16 protein-coding genes, 1 tRNA gene, 1 other RNA gene and 1 pseudogene are annotated in these 20,686 nt (G+C 71.9%); 11 read left to right on the top strand and 8 right to left on the bottom strand.

Annotation, left to right across the window (positions count from 1 at the left end):
* Nucleotides 1–8: 8 nt before the first annotated feature.
* Nucleotides 9–2,669, bottom strand: a complete 2,661-nt coding sequence (gene acnA / locus KA217_02335; GenBank protein MBP7711295.1) for an aconitate hydratase AcnA — start codon at nucleotides 2,667–2,669, stop codon at nucleotides 9–11.
* Nucleotides 2,670–2,859: 190 nt separating this feature from the next.
* Between acnA and KA217_02340 the strand changes: the two genes are divergently transcribed.
* Together KA217_02340 and KA217_02345 are read left to right on the top strand one after the other, a co-directional pair.
* A tRNA-Ser gene (locus tag KA217_02340) sits at nucleotides 2,860–2,950 on the top strand.
* A gap of 31 nt (nucleotides 2,951–2,981) precedes the next feature.
* A complete protein-coding gene (locus KA217_02345) occupies nucleotides 2,982–3,557 on the top strand; it encodes a lipocalin family protein (protein MBP7711296.1) in 576 nt (191 codons plus the stop codon).
* Nucleotides 3,558–3,677: 120 nt separating this feature from the next.
* On the opposite strand, the gene KA217_02350 is transcribed toward KA217_02345, so the two are convergent.
* Genes KA217_02350 through KA217_02365 form a run of 4 tightly spaced genes read right to left on the bottom strand, consistent with a single transcriptional unit; the run spans nucleotide 3,678 to nucleotide 6,563 of the window.
* On the bottom strand, nucleotides 3,678–4,217 hold the full coding sequence (locus tag KA217_02350) for a 2-oxoacid:acceptor oxidoreductase family protein (protein ID MBP7711297.1): 540 nt from the start codon (nucleotides 4,215–4,217) through the stop codon (nucleotides 3,678–3,680).
* A complete protein-coding gene (locus KA217_02355) occupies nucleotides 4,214–5,101 on the bottom strand; it encodes a 2-oxoacid:ferredoxin oxidoreductase subunit beta (GenBank protein ID MBP7711298.1) in 888 nt (295 codons plus the stop codon). The genes KA217_02350 and KA217_02355 overlap by 4 nt, the downstream gene beginning before the upstream one ends.
* Complete coding sequence (locus tag KA217_02360; GenBank protein MBP7711299.1) at nucleotides 5,098–6,255, bottom strand: 2-oxoacid:acceptor oxidoreductase subunit alpha; 1,158 nt, start codon at nucleotides 6,253–6,255, stop codon at nucleotides 5,098–5,100. The genes KA217_02355 and KA217_02360 overlap by 4 nt, the downstream gene beginning before the upstream one ends.
* Nucleotides 6,252–6,563, bottom strand: coding sequence for a ferredoxin family protein (locus KA217_02365; GenBank protein MBP7711300.1), 312 nt, complete (start codon nucleotides 6,561–6,563; stop codon nucleotides 6,252–6,254). The genes KA217_02360 and KA217_02365 overlap by 4 nt, the downstream gene beginning before the upstream one ends.
* Nucleotides 6,564–6,775: 212 nt before the next feature.
* On the opposite strand from KA217_02365, the pseudogene KA217_02370 reads away from it, so the two are divergent.
* The 9 genes and pseudogenes from KA217_02370 (at nucleotide 6,776) to KA217_02410 (ending at nucleotide 14,971) form a co-directional block, all read left to right on the top strand.
* Nucleotides 6,776–8,059 (top strand): annotated as a pseudogene (locus KA217_02370) (HlyC/CorC family transporter).
* 51 nt (nucleotides 8,060–8,110) lie between these two features.
* Nucleotides 8,111–8,207: signal recognition particle sRNA small type (gene ffs / locus KA217_02375), an RNA gene on the top strand.
* Nucleotides 8,208–8,237: 30 nt separating this feature from the next.
* Entirely contained in the window at nucleotides 8,238–9,890 is a 1,653-nt protein-coding gene (dnaX, locus tag KA217_02380) for a DNA polymerase III subunit gamma/tau (protein ID MBP7711301.1), read from the top strand.
* A 42-nt stretch (nucleotides 9,891–9,932) separates the two neighbouring features.
* Nucleotides 9,933–10,256 carry a YbaB/EbfC family nucleoid-associated protein gene (locus KA217_02385; protein MBP7711302.1) on the top strand — a complete coding sequence of 108 codons (324 nt, stop codon included), beginning with the start codon at nucleotides 9,933–9,935 and terminating at the stop codon, nucleotides 10,254–10,256.
* Between the two features lie 14 nt (nucleotides 10,257–10,270).
* Entirely contained in the window at nucleotides 10,271–10,873 is a 603-nt protein-coding gene (gene recR / locus KA217_02390; protein MBP7711303.1) for a recombination protein RecR, read from the top strand.
* Nucleotides 10,874–10,993: 120 nt separating this feature from the next.
* Nucleotides 10,994–11,542: an oligoribonuclease gene (orn, locus tag KA217_02395; protein MBP7711304.1), complete on the top strand. Its 549-nt coding sequence runs from the start codon at nucleotides 10,994–10,996 to the stop codon at nucleotides 11,540–11,542.
* A 39-nt stretch (nucleotides 11,543–11,581) separates the two neighbouring features.
* Complete coding sequence (locus KA217_02400; protein ID MBP7711305.1) at nucleotides 11,582–13,081, top strand: NAD(P)H-hydrate dehydratase; 1,500 nt, start codon at nucleotides 11,582–11,584, stop codon at nucleotides 13,079–13,081.
* Between the two features lie 88 nt (nucleotides 13,082–13,169).
* Entirely contained in the window at nucleotides 13,170–13,586 is a 417-nt protein-coding gene (gene tsaE, locus KA217_02405) for a tRNA (adenosine(37)-N6)-threonylcarbamoyltransferase complex ATPase subunit type 1 TsaE (protein MBP7711306.1), read from the top strand.
* Nucleotides 13,587–13,642: 56 nt separating this feature from the next.
* The gene (locus KA217_02410) at nucleotides 13,643–14,971 is read left to right on the top strand and encodes an N-acetylmuramoyl-L-alanine amidase (protein ID MBP7711307.1); all 1,329 of its coding nucleotides are present in this window, start codon (nucleotides 13,643–13,645) and stop codon (nucleotides 14,969–14,971) included.
* Here KA217_02410 and hflD read toward each other — a convergent pair whose 3' ends face one another.
* Genes hflD through KA217_02425 form a run of 3 tightly spaced genes read right to left on the bottom strand, consistent with a single transcriptional unit; the run spans nucleotide 14,972 to nucleotide 20,681 of the window.
* A complete protein-coding gene (gene hflD, locus KA217_02415; GenBank protein ID MBP7711308.1) occupies nucleotides 14,972–15,598 on the bottom strand; it encodes a high frequency lysogenization protein HflD in 627 nt (208 codons plus the stop codon).
* Nucleotides 15,595–16,725: a tRNA 2-thiouridine(34) synthase MnmA gene (gene mnmA / locus KA217_02420; protein ID MBP7711309.1), complete on the bottom strand. Its 1,131-nt coding sequence runs from the start codon at nucleotides 16,723–16,725 to the stop codon at nucleotides 15,595–15,597. Before mnmA ends, hflD begins: the two co-directional genes overlap by 4 nt.
* The gene (locus KA217_02425) at nucleotides 16,722–20,681 is read right to left on the bottom strand and encodes a TIGR02099 family protein (GenBank protein ID MBP7711310.1); all 3,960 of its coding nucleotides are present in this window, start codon (nucleotides 20,679–20,681) and stop codon (nucleotides 16,722–16,724) included. The genes mnmA and KA217_02425 overlap by 4 nt, the downstream gene beginning before the upstream one ends.
* Nucleotides 20,682–20,686 lie beyond the last annotated feature (5 nt).

Genomic DNA, 20,686 nt, shown 5'->3' on the forward strand with positions numbered 1-20,686 from the left:
TGCGCCGGCTATCGGGCCGCGATCTGCAGGAGCACGTAGGGCAGGATGCCGCCTTGCAGGTAGTACTCCCACTCCTTGGGCGTGTCGATCCGGACCCGGACCTTGAAGCGGGTCACGTCCCCGGCGGGCGAGGTGGCCAGGACGGCGATCTGCCGCACGCCACCCTCCAACCCCTCCAGGTCGAAGGTCTCGCGCCCCGTGAGGCCCAGGGTGCCCGCGTCCTGGTCGTCGAGGAACTGCAGCGGCAGCACCCCCATCCCCACCAAGTTGGAGCGGTGGATGCGCTCGTAGCTGCTGGCGATGACGGCGCGCACACCGAGCAGGCGCGGCCCCTTGCCCGCCCAGTCCCGGGACGAGCCGCTGCCGTACTCCTTCCCGGCAAGGATGACGAGCGGCACCCCCTCGGACTGGTAGCGCATCGCCGCGTCGTAGATGCTGAGCGTCTCGCCCGAGGGCTGATGCACCGTCCAGCCGCCCTCGGTGCCCGGTGCCATCAGGTTGCGCAGGCGGATGTTGGCGAAGGTCCCGCGCACCATCACCTCGTGATTGCCACGCCGGGCCCCGTAGGAATTGAAGTCCTTCGGCGCCACGCCGTGGGCGACGAGGTAGTGCCCGGCGGGGCTGTCCGCCTTGATGGAACCGGCGGGAGAGATGTGGTCGGTGGTGATGCTGTCACCGAGGATGGCGAGGGCCCGCGCGCCCCGGATCTCCTGGATCCCCGGGGGGCCGATCCCCTCGAAGTAGGGCGGGTGGCGGACGTAGGTTGACTCGGGGTCCCAGGGGAAGCGGTCCGTCGCCGGGACGTCGAGCGCGTTCCAGCGGGCGTCTCCGGCGAAGACGTCGCGGTAGACGCGCCGATACATGTCCGCGTCGATCGCCTCCGCGAGCACGTCCTGCACCTCGCGCTGGGTCGGCCAGACGTCGCGCAGGAACACCGGCAGGCCGTCGGAGCCCGTGCCGAGGGGCTCGGTCGTGAGGTCCACGTCCAGGGTGCCCACCAGGGCGTAGGCCACCACCAGCGGGGGCGAGGCGAGGTAGTTCATCTTCACCTCGGCGTGCACCCGCCCCTCGAAGTTGCGGTTTCCCGAGAGCACCGAGCAGGCGGTGATGTCCCCCTCGCGCAGGGCGTGGCTCACCGCCTCGGGGAGCGGGCCGGAGTTTCCGATGCAGGTGGTGCACCCGTACCCCACGACCGCGAAGCCCTGCTGCTCCAGGGGCGCGAGGAGCCCGGACCGGCGCAGGTATTCCGTCACCACCTGGGAGCCGGGTGCCAGGCTGGTCTTCACCCACGGCCTCACCTTGAGGCCGCGCTCGCCCGCCCTCTTCGCGACCAGTCCCGCGGCGACCATGGCCGCGGGGTTGGAGGTATTGGTGCAACTGGTGATCGCCGCGATCACCACCGCGCCGTCCCGGAGCTCCACCTGGCCCTCACCGATCCAGACCCGGGCGCTGCCGCTACCGACACGGTCCCGCGTGGCGGAGGCCAGGGCCTCCCGGAAGGAGGCCTGGGCGGATGCCAGGGGGACCCGGTCCTGGGGCCGTTTGGGACCGGCGAGGCACGGCTGCACGGTGGACAGGTCGAGCTCGAGCCGGTCGCTGTATTGGGGCACGGGTGTGCCCGGCTCGCGGAACAGGCCCTGGTGCCGGGCATAGGCCTCGACCAGTGCCACCTGCTCGGGTGGGCGCCCGGTGAGCTCCAGGAACCTCAAGGTCTCCGCGTCGATGGGGAAGACGCCGCAGGTCGCCCCGTACTCGGGGGCCATGTTGGCCAGCGTGGCCCGGTCCGCGAGCGGCAGCGCGTCGAGCCCGTCCCCGCAGAACTCGACGAATTTCCCCACGACCCCCTTGCGGCGCAGCATCTGGGTGACGGTGAGGACCAGGTCGGTCGCCGTCGCGCCCTCCGGAAGGCGCCCGGTCAGGCGAAATCCGACCACCGGGGGGATCAACATGCTGATCGGCTGGCCCAGCATCGCCGCCTCGGCCTCGATCCCGCCCACTCCCCAGCCGAGGACGCCGAGGCCGTTGACCATGGTAGTGTGCGAGTCGGTGCCGACGACCGTGTCGGGATAGGCGCGCCACAGACCGTCTCTCTCGACCGAGAACACCACCCGGGCGAGGTGCTCCAGGTTGACCTGGTGGACGATGCCCGTGTCCGGCGGGACCACACGGAAATTGGCGAAGGCCTGCTGGCCCCAGCGCAGGAATGCGTAGCGTTCGCGGTTGCGCTCGAGCTCGAGGCGCGCGTTCTGCTCGAAGGCCTCGGGTGTCCCGTAGTAGTCCACCATCACCGAGTGGTCCACCACGAGCTCGGCCGGTGTCAGGGGACTGATGCGCCGGGGGTCCCCGCCGAGGGCGGCCATGGCATCGCGCAGGGCCGCCAGGTCGACGATCGCCGGGACCCCCGTGAAGTCCTGAAGCAGCACGCGCGCCGGGGCGAAGGCCGTCTCGCGCTCGGCGTTGTCGCCGGGGCTCCACTCGGCGAGCGCCCGGATGTCCTCGGCGCCGACGTTGACCCCGTCCTCGTGGCGCAGCAGGTTCTCGAGGAGGACCTTGAGGGAGAACGGCAGCCGCGTCAGGTCAAAGTGCTGGCCGAGGCGGGCGAGGCTGAAGACCTCGTAGTCGCGTCCGCCGACCGTCAGGGTCGTGCGGGTCTGAAAGCTGTTGCTCATCGGGGGGGGGCGGCTCCGGTCCTGGAGGCAATGAGGCCGGATTATACGGCCAGGGCCTCGAATCCCGGGCAGTATACGTTGCCAGGGTCGCCGGCCGTGGTTTACCCTTCCGCCCCTGCCTGTGCCCTGACGGGCGCGTCGGCCTGCACGACTCCAGGAAGGGGACCCGCAGGCGAGATGGGCAGCCGCCGGAGAGGTGGCCGAGTGGTTGAAGGCGCACGCCTGGAAAGCGTGTATACGCTAAAACCGTATCGTGGGTTCGAATCCCACCCTCTCCGCCAACCCCACTGCCCCCCCGACAGGTGCGTGACCATGCCCGACCCCACCGGCGCGAGCCGTTCCCTCAGGCTGGCCGTGCACTTCGCGGCCGTCCTCCTGACCGCACTGCTCGGGACGAGCGGGTGTTCCACCGCGCCCCCCGAGGGGGTCTCCGCCGTCACGCCCTTCGACATCGAGCGCTACCTCGGCAAGTGGTACGAGATCGCGCGTCTCGACCACTCCTTCGAGCGGGGTCTCACCGACGTCAGCGCCACCTATCGCCTGCGGGCGGACGGTAGCGTCGAGGTGGTGAACCGGGGCTACGACCCGAAGCGGGGGGGCTGGCGGGAGGCGGTCGGGCGGGCACTCTTCACCGGTGACCGCGGCCGCGGTTCGCTGAAGGTCTCCTTCTTCGGGCCCTTCTACGGTGGCTACCACGTGGTGGCGCTCGACCAGAAGGAGTACGCGTGGTCCCTGGTGATGGGCCCCGACCGGGACTACCTCTGGATCCTGGCCCGCGAGAAGCGGCTGCCCGAGGACGTCCGGGCGCGGCTCCTGGAGCAGGCCCGGGGTTACGGCATCGACGTCGGCGGGCTGATCTGGGTCGAGCAGTCGCGCGGCGATGGTTGAGCCGGCGCGGGGCGGCTGATCCCGTGGTGCGCTGTCCCGGACCACGCTGAGCACGCGCCGCGCAGGGCGCCCGTCTCCGGGGCTATTTTTCGACGGATTTCTCGGGACGCACGGTGGTGGTCAGGCGCCCCGGACGTACTCCAGGCCTTTGCGGAAGGCCGTCAGATTCAACTCCCGGGTGGTCTTCGGCACGGATTCGCCCACCGCCTTCTCCAGCGCCTCCGGCGAGACGACCGACGTGAGGCCCGCGAACACCCCGACCATCACGGCGTTGAGGATGATGCGCCGCCCCAGCTCTTCGGCAAACCGCGAAGCAGGGACCCCGAACGCCCGCGCGCCCTCGGGCAGGGGCCGGTCGAGCGTGATGAGCTCGCTCTCGTAGATGAGGAGCCCCCCCGGCTTGAGCGTCGCCCCGAATTGCCGGTAGGCGTCGGGGGACATCAGGATCAGGATGTCCGCGTGCTTGACGTAGGGGTAGCCGATGGGGGCGTCGGAGACGGTGACCTGGGCGCTCGACGCGCTCCCCCGGGCCTCGGGTCCGAAGGACTGGAGCACGGTCGCGTGCTTCCCATCGTAGATGGACGCGCCCATCCCGATGATCATCCCGCAGCGGATGACACCCTGACCGCCGAGGCCGCTGACCCGGATCTCCGTTTTCATCGCGCACCCCAGGGCCGATACTGCTCGCCGATGACCTTCGCGTGGTGGCCGTTCATCGCATCGAGCCAGGTTGGCCGATCCCGGTCGACGAACTTGCCCACCGCGATCTCCCCCTGGTACCCGATGTCCAGCTCCGCCGTGGGGGCACCGTGCTTGAGGACACTGTTTTCCTTGTAGTACTTCAGCTGCTCCACACCGTTGCCCAGACGGTTCCTCCGGGAGTAGAGGGTAGGGCAGGGCGCCAGGACCTCGACGAAGGAAAACCCTTTCTTATTCATGGCCTCCTTCATGGCCCGGGTCAGCTGCTTCACGTGGTACACGGTCCAGCGGGCCACGTACACCGCGCCGCAGGCGTCGGCCAGGTGAGGGAGGTTGAAGGACGGCTCGTAATTGCCGAAGGGCATCGTGGTCTGGATGGCCCCCGGAGGCGTGGTGGGGGCCACCTGGCCTCCCGTCATGCCGTAGGTGAAGTTGTTCACGCAGATGACGGTGAGGTCCATGTTGCGGCGCGCGGCGTGGATGAAGTGGTTCCCGCCGATCGCGAAGAGATCCCCGTCCCCCGAGAAGACCACGACCTTGAGCTCGGGATTCGCGAGCTTCATGCCCGTGGCGAAGGGGATCGCCCGGCCGTGGGTGGTGTGGAAGGAGTCGAGATTCACGTAACCGGCTACGCGGCCGGTGCAGCCGATTCCGCTCACGAGCGTCGTCTTGTCGAGGTCCAGGCCCGACTCGGCCAGCGCGCGGCCGAAGCAGTTGACGGCGGTCCCGATGCCGCAACCCGGACACCACATGTGGGGCATGCGGTCCTTGCGCAGGAAGGGAAGGACCGCGTGCTCCGGCGTTTCCTCGACCCCGCAGACGGCTTGTTCTTCGCAGGCGCTCATCGGGCGGCCTCCAGGATCTTCGCAACGATCGCCTCGGGCTCGTGCACCGAGCCACCGGGGCGCGGCATGGAGACGACCTTCGCCTGCCCGGCGACCGCCCGCTCGACCTCCTGCACGATCTGGCCCATGTTGATCTCGGGGACGACGAAGGCCTTCGCGTGGCCAGCGAGGGCGGCGACGCGCTCGGCCGGGAAGGGCCACACGATGACCAGGCGCAGGTGCCCCACCTTGACGCCCCGGTGCCGGGCCTCTTCGACGGCCGCGGCAGCCACGCGCGAGGTGATCCCGAAGGACACGACCACGACGTCGGCCTCCTCGACGCCATCCTCGCGCACGTCGAGGAGTTTGTCGCGGTTCTGTCGGACCTTGCCGACCAGACGCTCGATGAGCTTCTTCTGGGCCGCGGGGTTCATGACGGGATAACCCCGGTCGTCGTGGGTGAGGCCCGTCACGTGGATCCGGTAGCCGTCCCCGGTCTTCGCCATGTCCGGCACGAGGTCCTCACCGGCCTCGAAGACCCGGTACTCCCCGGGCTTCTTCTTCGTCCAACGCCGCTCGACGACGTCGATCTCCGAGGCCTGCGGGATGGTCACCCGCTCCGTCATGTGGCCCACCACCTCGTCCATCATGAAGAACACCGGCACGCGGTAGGTCTCGGCCAGGTTGAAGGCCTGGATCATCAGGTCGAAGCACTCCTGGGGCGACTGGGGGGAGAGCGCGATCACCTCGTAGTCCCCATGGGAGCCCCACTTCACCTGCATCATGTCGGCCTGGGCCGGCAGGGTGGGAAGCCCCGTCGAAGGGCCACCGCGCTGCACGTCGACGATGACCAGGGGGGTCTCGGTGATCGCCGCGTATCCCACGTGCTCCATCATGAGGGAGAGGCCGGGCCCCGAGGTGACGGTCATCGCCTTGAGTCCCGCCCACACCGCTCCCTGGATCGCGATGGAGGAGGCCAACTCGTCTTCGAGCTGGATGAAGACCCCACCGACGAGGGGGATGCGGCTCGCGAAGCGCTCCACGACCTCCGTGGAGGGGGTGATGGGGTAACCGGCCACGAAACGGCAACCGGCGGCCAGCGCGCCTTCGCAGGCCGCGTGGTCTCCGTCGATGAAGTGGTCGCCGGTCAGAACGCCACGGGGGTCGGCTTTCAAGGCTTCACCTCCCCTGCGCTGTCGGGAGAGGCTTCGGCCGCCGGCGCCGCGCCGCGCCGCTTCTCGAGGTCCTTGTAGCGCACGCCGAAGATGGCGAAGTCGGGGCAGTACAGCCCGCAGAGGTCGCACCCCGTGCACTCGTCGGGGCGGGCCAGGACGGGGAAGAAATACCCCTTCGCGTTGAATTCCTTGGAGAGCTCGAGGCAGTGTGGGGGACAGAAGTCCACGCAATACGAGCAGCCCTTGCAGACCTCCCGCAAGACGAAAACAGTCCCCTTGCCCCGCTTGCCGGCGTGGCCCTCGCTCATTCCTGACTCTCCCCAGAGACGAAACCGCAAACTGTAAGGCCCTCATCGGCAGAGTCAACCCATTGACCGGAGGAGCTTTCCGTGCTCTGGCTCCCCTTCCGGCCGCGCTTCCTGGCATTCTGAAGGTTCGCCGAGGAGCTCGCCGAGGACCGCCCGCGCGGTCCCAGCGCCTCGCCGCACGGCGGCCCGGCCCACCCGAGGTGTCATCGTCCATGCTGCCCGAAGTCCTTCTTCTCCTGCTCCTCATCTCCCTGAACGGGCTCTTCGCCATGTCCGAGCTCGCGATCGTCTCCTCGCGCCGCGTGCGTCTGCAGCACATGGCGGAGGACGGCCGGCCGGGGGCCGCCCGCGCGCTCGAGCTGGCCGCCGAGCCGACGCGCTTCCTGTCGACCGTCCAGGTGGGAATCACCGGTATCGGGGTCCTGCTGGGCGCCATCGGCGAGGCGAGCCTCGCGGAGTCCTTCCAGCGTTGGCTGGAGCGCTGGCCGCTCACCGCGCCGCACGCCGAGGGGATCGCTCTCGCGCTGATGGTGGCGCTCATCACCTATGCCTCCCTGATCGTGGGCGAGCTGGTCCCGAAGCGCATCGCGATGCTGCACCCCGAGACGATCGCGGTCCGGGTCGCCCGACCGATGCACCGGCTCTCGCTGCTCTCGCGGCCCCTGGTGCGTTTGCTGAGCCTGTCCACGGAAGGGGTCCTGCGGCTTCTCGGGGTCCGGCGCCCGAGCGAGCCGTCGGTGACGGAGGAGGAGATCCAGATCCTGATGGAGCAGGGAACGCAGGAGGGGGTGTTCGAGCGGACGGAGCTGGAGCTCGTGGAGAACATCCTGCGGCTCGACATCCGACGGGTGGGGGCGGTGATGACGCCCCGCATGGACATCGTCTACGTGGACACGGCCGAGCCCTTCGCCGTCAACCGCACTCGGCTCCTGGAGGACACCTACTCGGAGGTCCCGGTGTGCGTGGGGGGGCTCGAGAACGTGGTCGGCTTCGTCACCGCCAAGGCCCTGCTCCGCAGCCTGCTGACGGGGAAAGAGCTGGACTTCGCTGCGGTCGCCGCCCCACCCCTATTCGTGCCGACGACGGTGACGCTCATCCAGCTGCTCGCGCACTTCAAGCGCAGCCAACTGCACACGGCCCTCGTGGTCGATGAGTACGGTGAGGTGGCGGGCCTGGTGTCGCTCACGGACGTCCTCGAGGCGATCGTCGGCGCGCTGCCCTCCGGAGCCGCCGAGGAGACCCCGGAGGCGGTCGAGCGCGAGGACGGCAGCTGGCTCGTCGACGGGATGATGGACCTGCACGACCTGAAGCAGCGCTTCGACCTGGATGCACTGCCCGGGGAGGACTCCCTCAAGGTCCACACCGTCGGCGGCTACGTCATGCTGAGTCTCGGCCGTGTCCCGGCCCCGGCGGAGGTGTTCGAGGCGGCGGGGCTGCGGTTCGAGGTGCTGGACATGGACGGGCGCCGGGTGGACAAGGTCCTGGTGAGGCGCATGGCGTATACTGACGGCGCGGTTGCCGAGGCGGCCGCGCCCCATGGCGGCTCGCCCGGGTCCCCCCGCAACGATAGGCTGTGAACCCCGTCAGGCCCGGAAGGGAGCAGCGGCAGCAGCGGATGCGTGTGCCGGGGTGTGGCCGGGGTGAGCCGCCTCTCCTTCGCGTCGGCCCGGAGAGATGAGTTACCAGGCACTGGCCCGCAAGTGGCGCCCGCGCGTCTTCGAGGACGTGGTCGGTCAGGCTCACGTGGTGACCGCGCTCGCGAACGCGCTCGAGAGCCAGCGCCTGCACCACGCCTTCCTGTTCAGCGGCACGCGGGGCGTCGGCAAGACGACCATCGCCCGGATCCTGGCCAAGTGCCTGAACTGCGAGCGGGGGGTGACCGCACACCCGTGCGGCGAGTGTGCGGCGTGCCGCGAGATCGACGAGGGCCGGTTCGTGGACCTCATCGAGGTGGACGCCGCGTCCAAGACCAAGGTCGAGGACACCCGTGACCTGCTCGAGAACGTCCCGTACGCCCCGACCCGGGGCCGCTACAAGGTGTACCTCATCGACGAGGTGCACATGCTCTCGGCCCACAGCTTCAACGCGCTGCTGAAGACCCTCGAGGAGCCACCGCCCCACGTCAAGTTCCTGCTCGCGACCACCGATCCCCAGCGCCTGCCTGCGACGGTCCTCTCTCGCTGCCTGCAGTTCAGCCTGAAGCGCCTCGGGGCGGGCCGGATCGCGGCTCATCTGGGGCGGGTGGCGGCTGCGGAGGGGGTGTCCGCCGAGCCTGCCGCGCTCGAGGCCCTCGGGGCCGCGGCCGACGGCAGCGTGCGCGACGGCCTCAGCCTCCTCGACCAGGCCATCGCGTTCGGCGGCGGAACCGTGCGCGAGGCTGCGGTCCGGGAGATGCTGGGGACGCTCGACCGCGGGGCGCTCCTTGCCCTGGCGGAGGCGCTGGCGGCCGGAGACCCCGGGGAGGTCCTGAGAAGGGCGGGGGACCTCGCCGAAGGCGCGCCCGACCTCGAGGAGGTCCTGGTGCGGCTGGCGGCGTTGCTGCACCAGGTGGCACTCACGCAGTTGCTCGGTGAGGCCCCGGCAGGAGGCGAGGACCCCGCTCGGGTGGCTGCCCTGGCGGGCGCGCTGGCTCCGGGCGATGTGCAGCTCTGGTATCAGTTCGCGCTGCTCGGGCGCCGGGACCTGCCCCTGGCACCGGACCCGAAGACCGCGCTCGAGATGACCGTCCTGCGGATGCTGGCCTTCCGGCCGGAGGGAGCGCCGCAGGCTGCGCCGGCGCCGCGGGAAGTTCCGGGTGCGGCACGGCCGCGGCCTGCCCCGGAGGGTCCCGCGGCCGCCGCGGCACGGACGGGAAAGGGCGCCGGGCCGGTCGCCGGGGCCCCGCAGGCCCCGCCCCCTGCCGCGAGAGGCGAGTCGAACGGCGAGGATCCCATGGACTGGCCGGCGTTGGTCGCCGCGCTGCCCCTCCAGGGCATGGCCCGGGAGCTCGCCATGAACAGCGTCCTGCTGGGGCGGGAGGAGGACCGGCTGCGCCTGCGCGTGGACGCAGCCCACGCCCAGATGCGCGGGGCGGGGCGCGAGAGTCAGCTGGAGCGGGCGCTCTCCACGCATCTCGGGAGGGCCATGCGGCTGTCCATCGAAGTCGGCCCGCTCGACGGGGCGGAGAGCCCGACGCAGCGGGCGAGGCGGGAGCTCGCCGAGCGGCGCGGGGTGGCGGCCAGGGTCCTCGACCGGGACCCCACGGTGAAGCACCTGCGCGACGCGTTCTCTGCGTCGGTGATCGAGGAATCGGTGCGGGCCGGCGGGGAGACCGACGGTGAAACGTGAGGCGCGGGCGGGCGACCGGCCGCAGCGACAGGAGCGGACGCGATGAAGGGTGGCTTGGGCAACATCATGAAGCAGGCGCAGCAACTCCAGGCCAATCTGCAGAAGGCCCAGGAGGAGCTCGCCACCATCGAGGTGACCGGCGAGTCCGGTGCGGGGCTCGTGCGGGTGGTCATGAACGGGCGCCACGACGTGCGGCGCGTGACCATCGACCCGAGCCTGCTCGGTGAGGACCGGGAGATGCTGGAGGACCTGGTGGCCGCGGCGGTGAACGACGCGGTCCGCAAGGTCGAGCGGACGACCCAGGAGCGGATGGCGGGGCTCACGAGCGGTCTCGGCCTGCCCGCGGGCATGAAGCTCCCCTTCTGAGGGCTCGAGGCCCCATGGCCGGCACCGGCAGCCGGTTGCTGGACCAGTTGATGGACGCCCTGCGCTGCCTGCCGGGCGTGGGTCCGCGGTCGGCGCAGCGCATCGCCTACCACCTCCTGCAGCGCGACCGGGCAGGGGGGAGGAGACTCGCCGGCGTCCTCGACGAGGCCATGGTCCGGATCGGCCACTGCAGCCGCTGCCGGACCTACACCGAGGGTGATCTCTGCGCGACCTGCGCGAGCTCGCACCGGGACGCGGGCCTGCTCTGCGTGGTCGAGAGCCCGGCCGACGTGGTCGCGCTGGAGCAGGCGACCGACTACCGCGGCCAGTACTTCGTCCTGCTCGGTCACCTGTCGCCCATCGATGGCGTGGGTCCCGTCGACCTGGGTCTCGACGCCCTGGATGCCCGCCTGGCGCAAGGCGGGGTGCGCGAGCTGGTCCTGGCCACCAACCCCACCGTCGAGGGCGAGGCAACCGCCCACTACATCGCGGAGTTGGCGCGCGAGCGCGGGGTGCGGGCGACGCGCATCGCTCACGGCGTGCCCGTCGGCGGGGAGCTCGAGTTCGTCGACAGCGGAACCCTCGCCCACGCCTTCCTGGGACGCCGGGAGGTCTGACCTCGGGACCGGCCCCTGCGGCCCGGGTGCGCGGGGGGAAGGCCCGAGCCCGGAGCTCGGACCGGCCTGCGGAACATCTGCTAACATGCGGACTGTGAAGGCGTTTGCCGGGGAGGCACGATGGCACGGGACGCGGGCAGCCTGATCTGGATCGACCTCGAGATGACCGGGCTCGACCCCGCGCGGGACCGGATCATCGAGGTGGCCACGGTGGTGACCGACGCTGCGCTGCGCGTCATCGGCGAGGGCCCCGTGCTGGCCGTGCACCAGCCGGAAGGCGTGCTTGCGGAGATGGACGAGTGGAACGTCCAGCAGCACGGGCGGTCGGGTCTGCTGGACCGCGTCCGGCGGAGCTCCCTGCGCGAGGCCGACGCCGAGCGCCTGACGGTCGACTTCCTCACGGCCCACGTGCCCCCCGGCCGCTCGCCCATGTGTGGCAACAGCGTGTGTCAGGACCGCCGGTTCCTCGCCCGGTGGATGCCGGCGCTCGAGCGCCACTTCCACTATCGGGCGGTGGACGTCAGCACGCTCAAGGAGCTGGCCCTGCGCTGGCGCCCGGAGCTCGCCGCCGCCCTGACGAAGCAATCGAGCCACCGGGCCGCCGACGATATCCGCGAGTCGATCCGGGAGCTCGCCTTCTACCGGGACCACTTCCTGCGCCTGAGCTGAGCGATGCGCGACGCGTTCTCCCCGGACCCGACTGCCCGCATGCCCTCGGGCCTGTACCGGGCGGCGCAGGTGCGGGGGTTCGACCGCGCGGCCATCGAGGGGCTCGGGATCCCGGGGGCCACCCTGATGGCGCGGGCCGGGGAGGCCGCCTTCCGCGCGCTGCGGGCCCGCTGGCCGGAGGCCCGCGCGGTGGCGGTCGTCTGCGGTGCGGGCAACAACGGGGGCGATGGGTACGTCGTGGCCCGGCTGGCCCGCGAGGCCGGCCTGGTGGCCCGCGCGGTGGCGGTCTCGGACCCCGCCAGGCTCCGGGGGGATGCCGCCGGGGCGGCTGAGGGGGCCCGCGCGGCCGGGGTCCCGCTGGAGCCCTTTCGGGCCGATGCGCTGCGCGGCGCCGACGTCCTGGTCGACGCCCTCCTGGGAACGGGGCTCGACCGTCCCCTGGAGGGGGAGTGGGCGGTCGCCGTGCAGGCGATCCGGTCGGCGGGCCGGCCGACGCTGGCCCTGGACATCCCCTCGGGGCTCCACGCGGACACGGGGCAAGTGCTCGGCGCGGCGGTGCGTGCCTCGGTCACGGTCACGTTCCTCGCGCTCAAGCCCGGGCTCTTCACCGGTGCGGGTCCGGCCTACTGCGGGCGGGTGGTGTTCCACGACCTCGGGGTTCCTCGCTCGGTGCTGGAAGGAGAGGAGCCCGCGGCCCTGCGCCTCGACGGCGAGGCCCTGAGGCGGGTCTGGCTGGCGCCCCGGCGCCGCGATGCCCACAAGGGCCGTTTCGGCCACGTCCTCGTCGTCGGCGGCGATCACGGTTACGGTGGGGCCGCACGGTTGGCGGGCGAGGCGGCGGCGCGCTGCGGGGCCGGTCTCGTGACGGTCGCCACGCGCCCGGAGCACGTGGGGGCGATGATCGCCGCACGGCCCGAGTTGATGGCCCGAGGGGTCGAGCGGGCCTCGGACCTGGCACCGCTGCTCGCACGGGCGACGGTCGTGGCCCTGGGGCCGGGTCTCGGCCAGGGCAGCTGGGGCCGGGAGTTGGCAGCCGCCGCACTGGGGTGTGGACTGCCTCAGGTGGTCGACGCCGACGCCCTCTCCATGGCGCCGCAGGGCACGACCCTTGCCTCCCCCCGCGTTCTGACGCCGCATCCGGGCGAGGCCGCCCGGATGCTCGGCATCTCGACCGCGCAGGTGCAGGACGACCGGCTCGTGGCGGCGGCGAGCCTGCGGGAGCGCTTCGGCGCGGTCGTGGTACTGAAGGGCAACGGGACCGTCGTCGACGACGGGCAGGGTCCGCCGGCGATCTGCACGCAGGGAAACCCCGGCATGGCGACCGGGGGCATGGGAGACCTCCTGACCGGTGTCGTGGCCGGGCTCCTGGCACAGGGTGTCCCAGCGGGGGCAGCCGCGCGCCTCGGGGCGTGGCTGCACGCCGAGGCCGCGGACGCCGCGGCGCGCGGGGGTGAGCGCGGTCTTCTCCCGAGCGACCTCTTCGGCCATCTGACGAGTCTCGTGAATCCGCACCGCCCGGGGTCCGACGGTGGGCCCTGAAGAGGTCTCCCGCCCACCGGGACTGGCCGAAGCGGTCGCGCGAAGGGCCGTGGGTGCGCGGGTCGAGCACGCTCCCGACGAGCAGGCGATGACGGCGCTCGGGGAACGGCTGGGGCGGGCCTGTTCGGGCGGGGCGATCGTCTACCTGACCGGCGACCTCGGGACCGGCAAGACCACCCTGGTGCGAGGGGTGTTGCGGGGGCTCGGGCACCGGGGGCCGGTGCGCAGCCCCACCTTCACGCTGGTGGAGCCCTACGCGGTCGGCCCCCTCCCCGTGTACCACCTGGACCTCTACCGGCTCGGTGACCCGGAGGAACTGGAATACCTCGGGCTGCGCGACTACCTGGAGCCGGGGGTGCTCTGGCTGGTGGAGTGGCCCGAGCGCGGGGCGGGGCACCTTCCCCGTCCGGACGTGTGGGTCAGCATCGAGTACCGCGGCACGGGGCGCCGCCTGGAGCTGACGGCAGAGACCGACCACGGCCGGCGGGTCCTTGATCAAATGTAGATACGGGCTTAGATTTAACAGGCATCCTTCTAATAATTGAGCGGAAAGTTTCGGGGATGGCTCTGCAGGAACGGATTCGGCGGCTGGGCTGGGCGGTGGGACTCCTGGTCCTCGCGGCGGCCGCAGGGGTCGCTCGGGGCGCCCCGGCGGACGTGCGGGTGGCCGCGGTCCGCGCCCAGGAGCTGGCCGAGCGGGTCCGGGTCACCGTGGATCTGTCGGGGCCGGCGGAGCACCAGGTCTTCAGCCTGAGCTCTCCGGACCGGGTGGTGGTGGACCTGCGCAACGCCCGCCCCTCGCGACGCCTGGACTCCCCGCCGGAGGGCCGCATCCTCTCCGGCATCCGTTCCTCCGAGCGGGGCAACGGAGACCTGCGTCTGGTGCTCGACCTCAAGGAGCCGGCGCGGGCCCGCACCTTCCTGCTGCGCCCCGAGGGGGCGGCCGGTCATCGCCTTGCCGTGGAGCTCGAGCCCCTGCGGGGCCCCGCCCGGGCTTCCTCTCCCCCTGCCCGGGCCGCCGAGCCGCCGCCGCGCGACGTGGTGGTCGCCATCGACGCGGGGCACGGTGGTGTGGACCCCGGTGCCATCGGACCGACGGGCGTCCAGGAGAAACGGGTCGTCCTCGGGATCGCCCGGGAGCTGCAGCAACTGGTGCGCCAGGAACGCGGGATGCGGGCGGTCATGACGCGGGCCCGGGACGTGTTTCTGCCCCTGCGGACCCGGGTGGCAACGGCCCGCAAGCACAAGGCCGACCTGCTCGTGTCGATCCACGCCGATGCCTACGAAGACCGCAAGGTGAGCGGGTCCTCGGTCTACGCCCTGTCCCCGCGCGGGGCGACCAACGAGGCGGCGCGATGGCTCGCGGAGCGCGAGAATGCCGCAGACCTGGTCGGTGGGGTGAAGCTCGACGACAAGGACGACCTGCTGGCGTCGGTGCTGCTCGACCTGTCCCAGACCGGCACCATCGAGGCGAGCCTGAACGTCGGCGACCGGATCCTCAGGGAGCTCCGCGGGGTCGGAGAGCTGCACCGCAATTCGGTCCTGCAGGCGGGCTTCATGGTCCTGAAGTCGCCGGACGTCCCCTCGATCCTGGTGGAGACCGCCTTCATCTCGAACCCCGACGACGAGCGGCGCCTGACCGATGCCCGTTACCAGAAGTCCGTCGCCCGCGCGATCCTCGCGGGGATGCGGCGTTACTTCGACGAGTATGCGCCCCCGGGCACCTTGCTCGCGGCGCGTCGGCACGTGATCGGGCAGGGCGACAGCCTGGCCGCCGTGGCCGCGCGCTATCAGGTGACGCCGGATGCCCTGCGTGCCGCGAACGGACTGCTCAGCGAGTCCCTGCCGGTGGGAAAGGTGCTCAGGATCCCGGCCGACCGCGGCTCCTGATCAGAGCAGTTCCCTCGCCGCCCTCAGGATCCGTTGTCGTCCGAGGAGCAAGCCGAGGCGCGACCCTCCGCACTGCCTCCAGAGGACCGCGGCCCGCACCCCGGCAAGCAGCAGTGCACGGATCCGGCTCGCATTCTCCGGGCGCGCGAGAAGGGTCGGTTCCCCGTGGACCATGATCCTCGGGCCGAGCGTGGCGACCGTCGCCAGGTAGATCTGGGCCAGCCGCTCGACCGTCTCGGCCGCTCCCGGGGCGGGGGTGCCGGGACCGGCGAGCAGGGTCTCCAGTCCTTCTCGAATCCGCTGCAGCAGGTCCTGGCGGCGGGACAGCTTGCGTTCCAGGTGCAGGATCCCGATGACGTAGCGGGTGACCTCCAGGTTGCGGGCGCCAGTACCCGGGGACAACTGCTGGAGCATCGTCGTGAGCCCCTCGGCGATTCCCGCCGCACTGCCGAAGACGGCTTCCACGGATTCGGCGTCGAGCTGCAGGACGCTCGCGAGGCTTGCCTCGAGGGCGCCCGTGGGTGCGTCCCCGTGACGCGCGACGCGGGTCACCAGACGGGCGGCCTGGAAGACGCCGGCGAGGGCGGCTGCGCGCTCCCGGTCGGTGTGGGCGCGCGCGGGGCTCACGGGGACCCCCCGGCCCCGGCGCCGGGGTCGGCCTGCTCGATGACTCCGCCGCCGAGACACTCGTCGCCGTCGTAGAAGACGACGGACTGGCCAGGTGTAGCGGCCCACTGGGGGCGGGCGAATTCCACTCGGCAGCGGTCTCCGGGAAGGGGAGTCGCGCGGCAAGGCTGCTCCGCCTGCCGGTACCGGATGCGTGCGGTGCACTCGAGGTGAGCCGCCGGTGCGCTCCCTGCCACCCAGTGAAGCTCCCGCAGGGTGAGGAGCGAGCTCAGCAGGGCCGGGTGATCGTGGTCCTGGGCGACCACGAGGACGTTGCGGTCCAGGTCTTTGGCGAGCACGAACCAGGGTGCCGCCCGGGCGCCCTGGCGGCCACCGATGCCCAACCCGCGCCGCTGCCCGAGGGTGTAGAAGGCGAGCCCCTCGTGGTGCCCGACGACTTCTCCCGCCACGTTGTGGATCTCACCGGGGCTGCGCGGGAGGAACCGCGCCAGGAAGGGCCGGAAGCGGCGCTCGCCGATGAAGCAGATCCCGGTGCTGCCCTTGCGCGCGTGGTTGGGCAGCCCAGCCTCGGCCGCGAGCCGGCGCACCTCGGGCTTGGTCAGGTGCCCCACGGGGAACTCGACCCGTGCCAGCGCGTCCTGCCCGAGGGTGTAGAGGAAGTACGTCTGGTCCTTCTCCCGGTCTGCGCCCCGCAGCAGGCGAAAGCGCCCCCCCACGCGCGCGACCCGGGCGTAGTGGCCGGTCGCGATGCGGTCGGCACCGCGGCCCAGGGAGTGCTCGAGGAAGGCGTGGAATTTGATCTCCTGGTTGCAGAGCACGTCCGGATTCGGCGTCAGGCCGGCCTGGTGGTCCGCGAGGAAGCGCTCGAACACCCGGTCCCAGTAGGCGCTCGAGAAATTGACGGCGTCGAGCGGCACACCGAGACGCTCGGACACGGCCCGCGCGTCCGCCAGGTCCTCGGCCGCGGCGCAGTACCCGTCGCGGTCGTCCGCCTCCCAGTTCTTCATGAACACGGCAGAGACCCGGGCGCCCCGGCGCTGGAGGAGGAGGGCGGAGACGGCGGAGTCGACCCCGCCGGACAGGCCGACGGTGACCGCAGGCTCGGTGGGTCGGGGGGAGGGGCTCATTGGTGGGGAGGACCTGCCGCGGCGCCGACCCGTTCCACCACGGGGTCTGTCCAGGGGCCCTTCACCGTGTACTCGACCTGGGCCACGCGGTCAATCTGGTCTTTGAAGACCTGTCCCGCGACGAGGCCGGCGACGGCGCCAATCGGTCCTCCGGCCAGCACCCCGGCGATGGGGAGGGTGGTGGAGAGCCGGGGCAGGACCGTCACACGCTGGTCGTAGTCCTCGGCGGCGAGCCCCACCCGACCGCGGATGTCGATGCGCGCGGCGTTCCCCTCGACCACCAGGTCCTCGGTGTGGGCGTTGCCTCCCTCGAGCCGGAACGTCCCGTCGATGCTGCGGTAGCGGAAGCCCTTTCCGAAGAGGTCACGAAAGTCGAGCGTCAACCGGCGGGGGAGCGCCTGGACGCTCAGCAGGCCGAAGACCCGTCCGGCCCCAGGGCTGACGTCCATGAGGGCGCCGTCGCGAACCTTCAGGGTCACCTCCCCCCGGACGGCCGAGAGCGCGAAGGCCGCGGGACTCCCCGGCCAACGGGCCTGCACCTGCAGGCGCGTCCGGCCACCCTCGATCCCGGACTCGTCGTAGCCGAGCGTGCGCAGGAAACGGCCGAGGTCGGGACTCTTGAGACTCGCGTCCAGGCGCGAGCCCTGCCGGTTGCCTGCGCCGGTCCAGTCCCCCGTGGCCTCGGCAACGAGCTCCGGTCCCTCCAGCCGCAGCGTACGCAGGGCGATGCCCCCGGGGGTGGGCCCGGTGGTGAGCACCAGGGATCCGAGGGCTCGCGCGTCGACATGGAGGTCTTTGCAGCTGGCGTCGATGGCGGGGAGGCCCTGGGGGTCCGGGAGCTGCACCGGTGTACCCTTGACGCTCGAGGTCTGGAGGGCCAGGCGCTCGAAGGAAGCTGCGATGGGCGCGTCGTCCCCCCCTGGCGGGACCGTCACGGTGCCGGCGGCTCCCTTGCCCTCCAGGCTGACCTGCAGACCCCCCCGGGGCTGCGCCTGGACGCCGAGCCGCGTCTTCTCCACCTCGAATTCGCCGAGTACCAGCCGCCCCACGTTCAGGTCGATGCGCTCGAGGGCGAGGCCGTCGACGGCACTGCGGGTGCCTTTGCGCTGTACCCTGGGCGTCTCGAAGGCCTCGGCCAACTCGAGCCAGGGCGCGACCGCCAGCTCGGGGAGGCTTCCGGAGACCCGCAGACCGGGGGCGGCGGGGTCCGCGGGTGTGCCGGCGCCGGGGCCCACGCGGACGTCGACGCCCTGGACGGCGGGCTGCGCTGCCGACGGGCCGAAGGCGAGGCCAGCGCTCAGCTGGTCGCCGAGCCGTACCCGCACGGTCTGGATCGTCGTCGGGCCGAGGGTCGACTCGACGCGCAGGGCGCGGCGTTCCTGAGCACCCTTCTTCAACGGTGCCGGAAGCGACACCTCGAGTCCGCGGAGGTCGCTCTCGACCACGAGGCGCACCGCACCGGGTCCGCTGCCGGCCGCCGCGGCGACATCGGCTGTGGCCTCCCACTTGGCCGTGCCCCGCAACCGGGGGCGGACGACGGGCCAGAGGCCTTCGGCGGTGGCCTGCGCCGAGAGGCTCCGGGCGAGCTGCTCCACGCTGACCGAGCCGGCCACGCGCAGGCGCGTCGTGGGCTGGCCGTTGGACGCCCCCGGCTCCACGGAGAGGGTCACCGGGACCTCTCCCATCTGGGCGCGCAGCCCCCGTGCGGCGAACTGTTCCCGGTCGAACGTGAGGTCTCCGGACGCACCGGTGAAAATCGCGCGGCGCAGCACGGCCCGGTTGCCCCGGAACGTGACGGTGCCTGCGAACCGGGTGTCCTGGGGGTCGTCGTGGGCGAGGGGTACGTCGAGCGTCAGCTTCAGTCCCAGGGTCCCGTCGACCGTCACGTCCCCGAAGCGGTTCTTGGCCGCGGGGTCCAGGGGGCTCTCGCGGATGAAGCGCGACGCGTCGGCCCCGCTCGGCTCCCCCCGCGCCTCCACGTGCAGCCAGGGGAACTCGCTCGAGAGGTCGTCGATCTCGCCCCAGGCCGAAGTCACCGGCGCGTCGTATACCCTGGCCCGGGCCAGATCGATCCGGACCCGCGGTCCGTCGAAGCCGACCAGGCCATGGCACTGGGTGAGCACCGGCCAGCGTGGCTCGTAGCGCAGCGCGACGTCATCGACGTCCACCCTCACCTCGAACCGCCCCTCGCCCTTGCCGTAGGGGAACCGGGAAAGCGGTCCGTGGAGGAGAAGGTCCACCCGGCGCGCGTCCCCCTGCTCGAAGGCATGGGAGAGCCACTGGACGGTCCGGGCCTTCATCACCCGGTCCGGTAGATAGGCCGCAAGTCTCGGGAGCGGCAGTCCGTCGGACGAAGCGACGAGACTCAGGTACGCCCGACCGGCCTCGGCCCCCGCACCCCGGGCGGAGCCGGCCAGCGCGAGCCGGAAGTCCGCGGTGCTCAGGGTGAGGCCCGGGGTGCTCACGCGCCACCCGGGCGCTCCGGCCACGTCCCACTCCACCGGCCCCGCGACGCTCTCGAGGACCACGGGCTCGGTGTACCCCGCAGGCCATTCGAGGACCACCGGTCCGGCTGTGAGCTGCACCTCTCCGCGTGCGTCCCAGAGGCGTGCGAGCCCCGCGAGCCCGCGCACGCCCGGCAGGCGGTCGCTCGGCTGCAGGCTGGCGCCTTCGAACTGCCACGCGGCGCTCCAGGCGACCCCGCCCGGGCGTGCGGGGTCGCGACGGACCCACAGGTCGCGCAGCCCCGCGCGCGGCGAGGCCGACAGCAGCCACTGGAGGCCCCTCGCGACGCCCGGGCCGGGGGCATCCTCACCCGGCGGTGCTCCGGCGGAAAGGTGCGCTGCGGGCACCGACCCGACCGCGGGAATGTCCGGGCGCGCCGCGCGGATCGCGGCCGACGGTGCGTGCACCAGGACCTGCCACTCCGGCCATCGTCCGGCGACACGGGCCTCGATGGCGCCTCCCGTCAGGGTGAGGCGATCGGTCTGCAGGGAATAGTCCGCGAGCGCCGCGTGCCAACCGTCTTCCACGCGCTCCAACCGCACACGCCCACGGGCCTCCTGGAGATAGAGGGATTGTCCGGCCCACTCCAGCGCGGTGCTGTGCACGGCGAACGAGCCCGACGCGCCCTGGGGACGCGCGTCTCTCCACTGCGTCCAGAGCTCGAGCTGGGCGGACCCGCCGTGGGTGGTCAGGGGCGCGAGGGACCTCCCGACCCAACGGGCGAGATAGAGACCCTGTGCCTCCACGTAGGAGTGACCCTGCCACTGGCTCCCCAGGAGATCCCCGTCGGCGTCCAGTGCCAGACGGGCGCGGCCGCTGGGGAGATCGGCGCTCGCCCGGATGCTGTGGTGGTCGCCGTCGTTCTGGACCCTGAGCTGGACACCGGTCAGGAGCACCGGCGCGAGACCGCGGCCCTCGTCCACCCAGGTGACCTCGCTGTCGCGGAGCTCCACCACGGCCTCGGACCGGAGGAGGATGGCGGCAAGCCCTGCGTCTTCACCCCCGCCTCCGAGGCCGCGAAGGACCAGCGCGCCGTCCGCGTCGCGCACGATGGTGAGACCGAGCCCGTCGACCGCGGCGGAGCCGAGCCGGGGGGCCCACTCGCGCAGACTGCGGAGCAGGTCGAGCCGCAGCCCCACCCGCGCGAGTCCCAGGGCCTTCTCGCCCGAGGCGCCGAATACCGTGAGCCCGTCGAGACAGAGCTCCGGGTTCCAGCCAGACCAGCCGAACCGTATCCGGTCCACGGTGAGGCGATGGCCGACCTGCTTGCTTGCCCAGGCCTCGAGCCGGGCGTGCTGGGCCGGCAACATGCCCACCAGCCCGCGGACCGCCCCCAGGCCAACGGCGAACAGCACGATGCCGACCGCAACATAGGGCGCCGCGGCTCGGGACGCCGCGAGAGCCCACCTTGCGGCCAGGCGGGGATGGTGCAGCAGGCGCCGGAGGTTCATGGGCG

It is taken from the genome of Gammaproteobacteria bacterium (genome assembly GCA_017999615.1).
In the GTDB taxonomy this organism is placed as follows: Bacteria; Pseudomonadota; Gammaproteobacteria; order JAABTG01; family JAABTG01; genus JAGNLM01.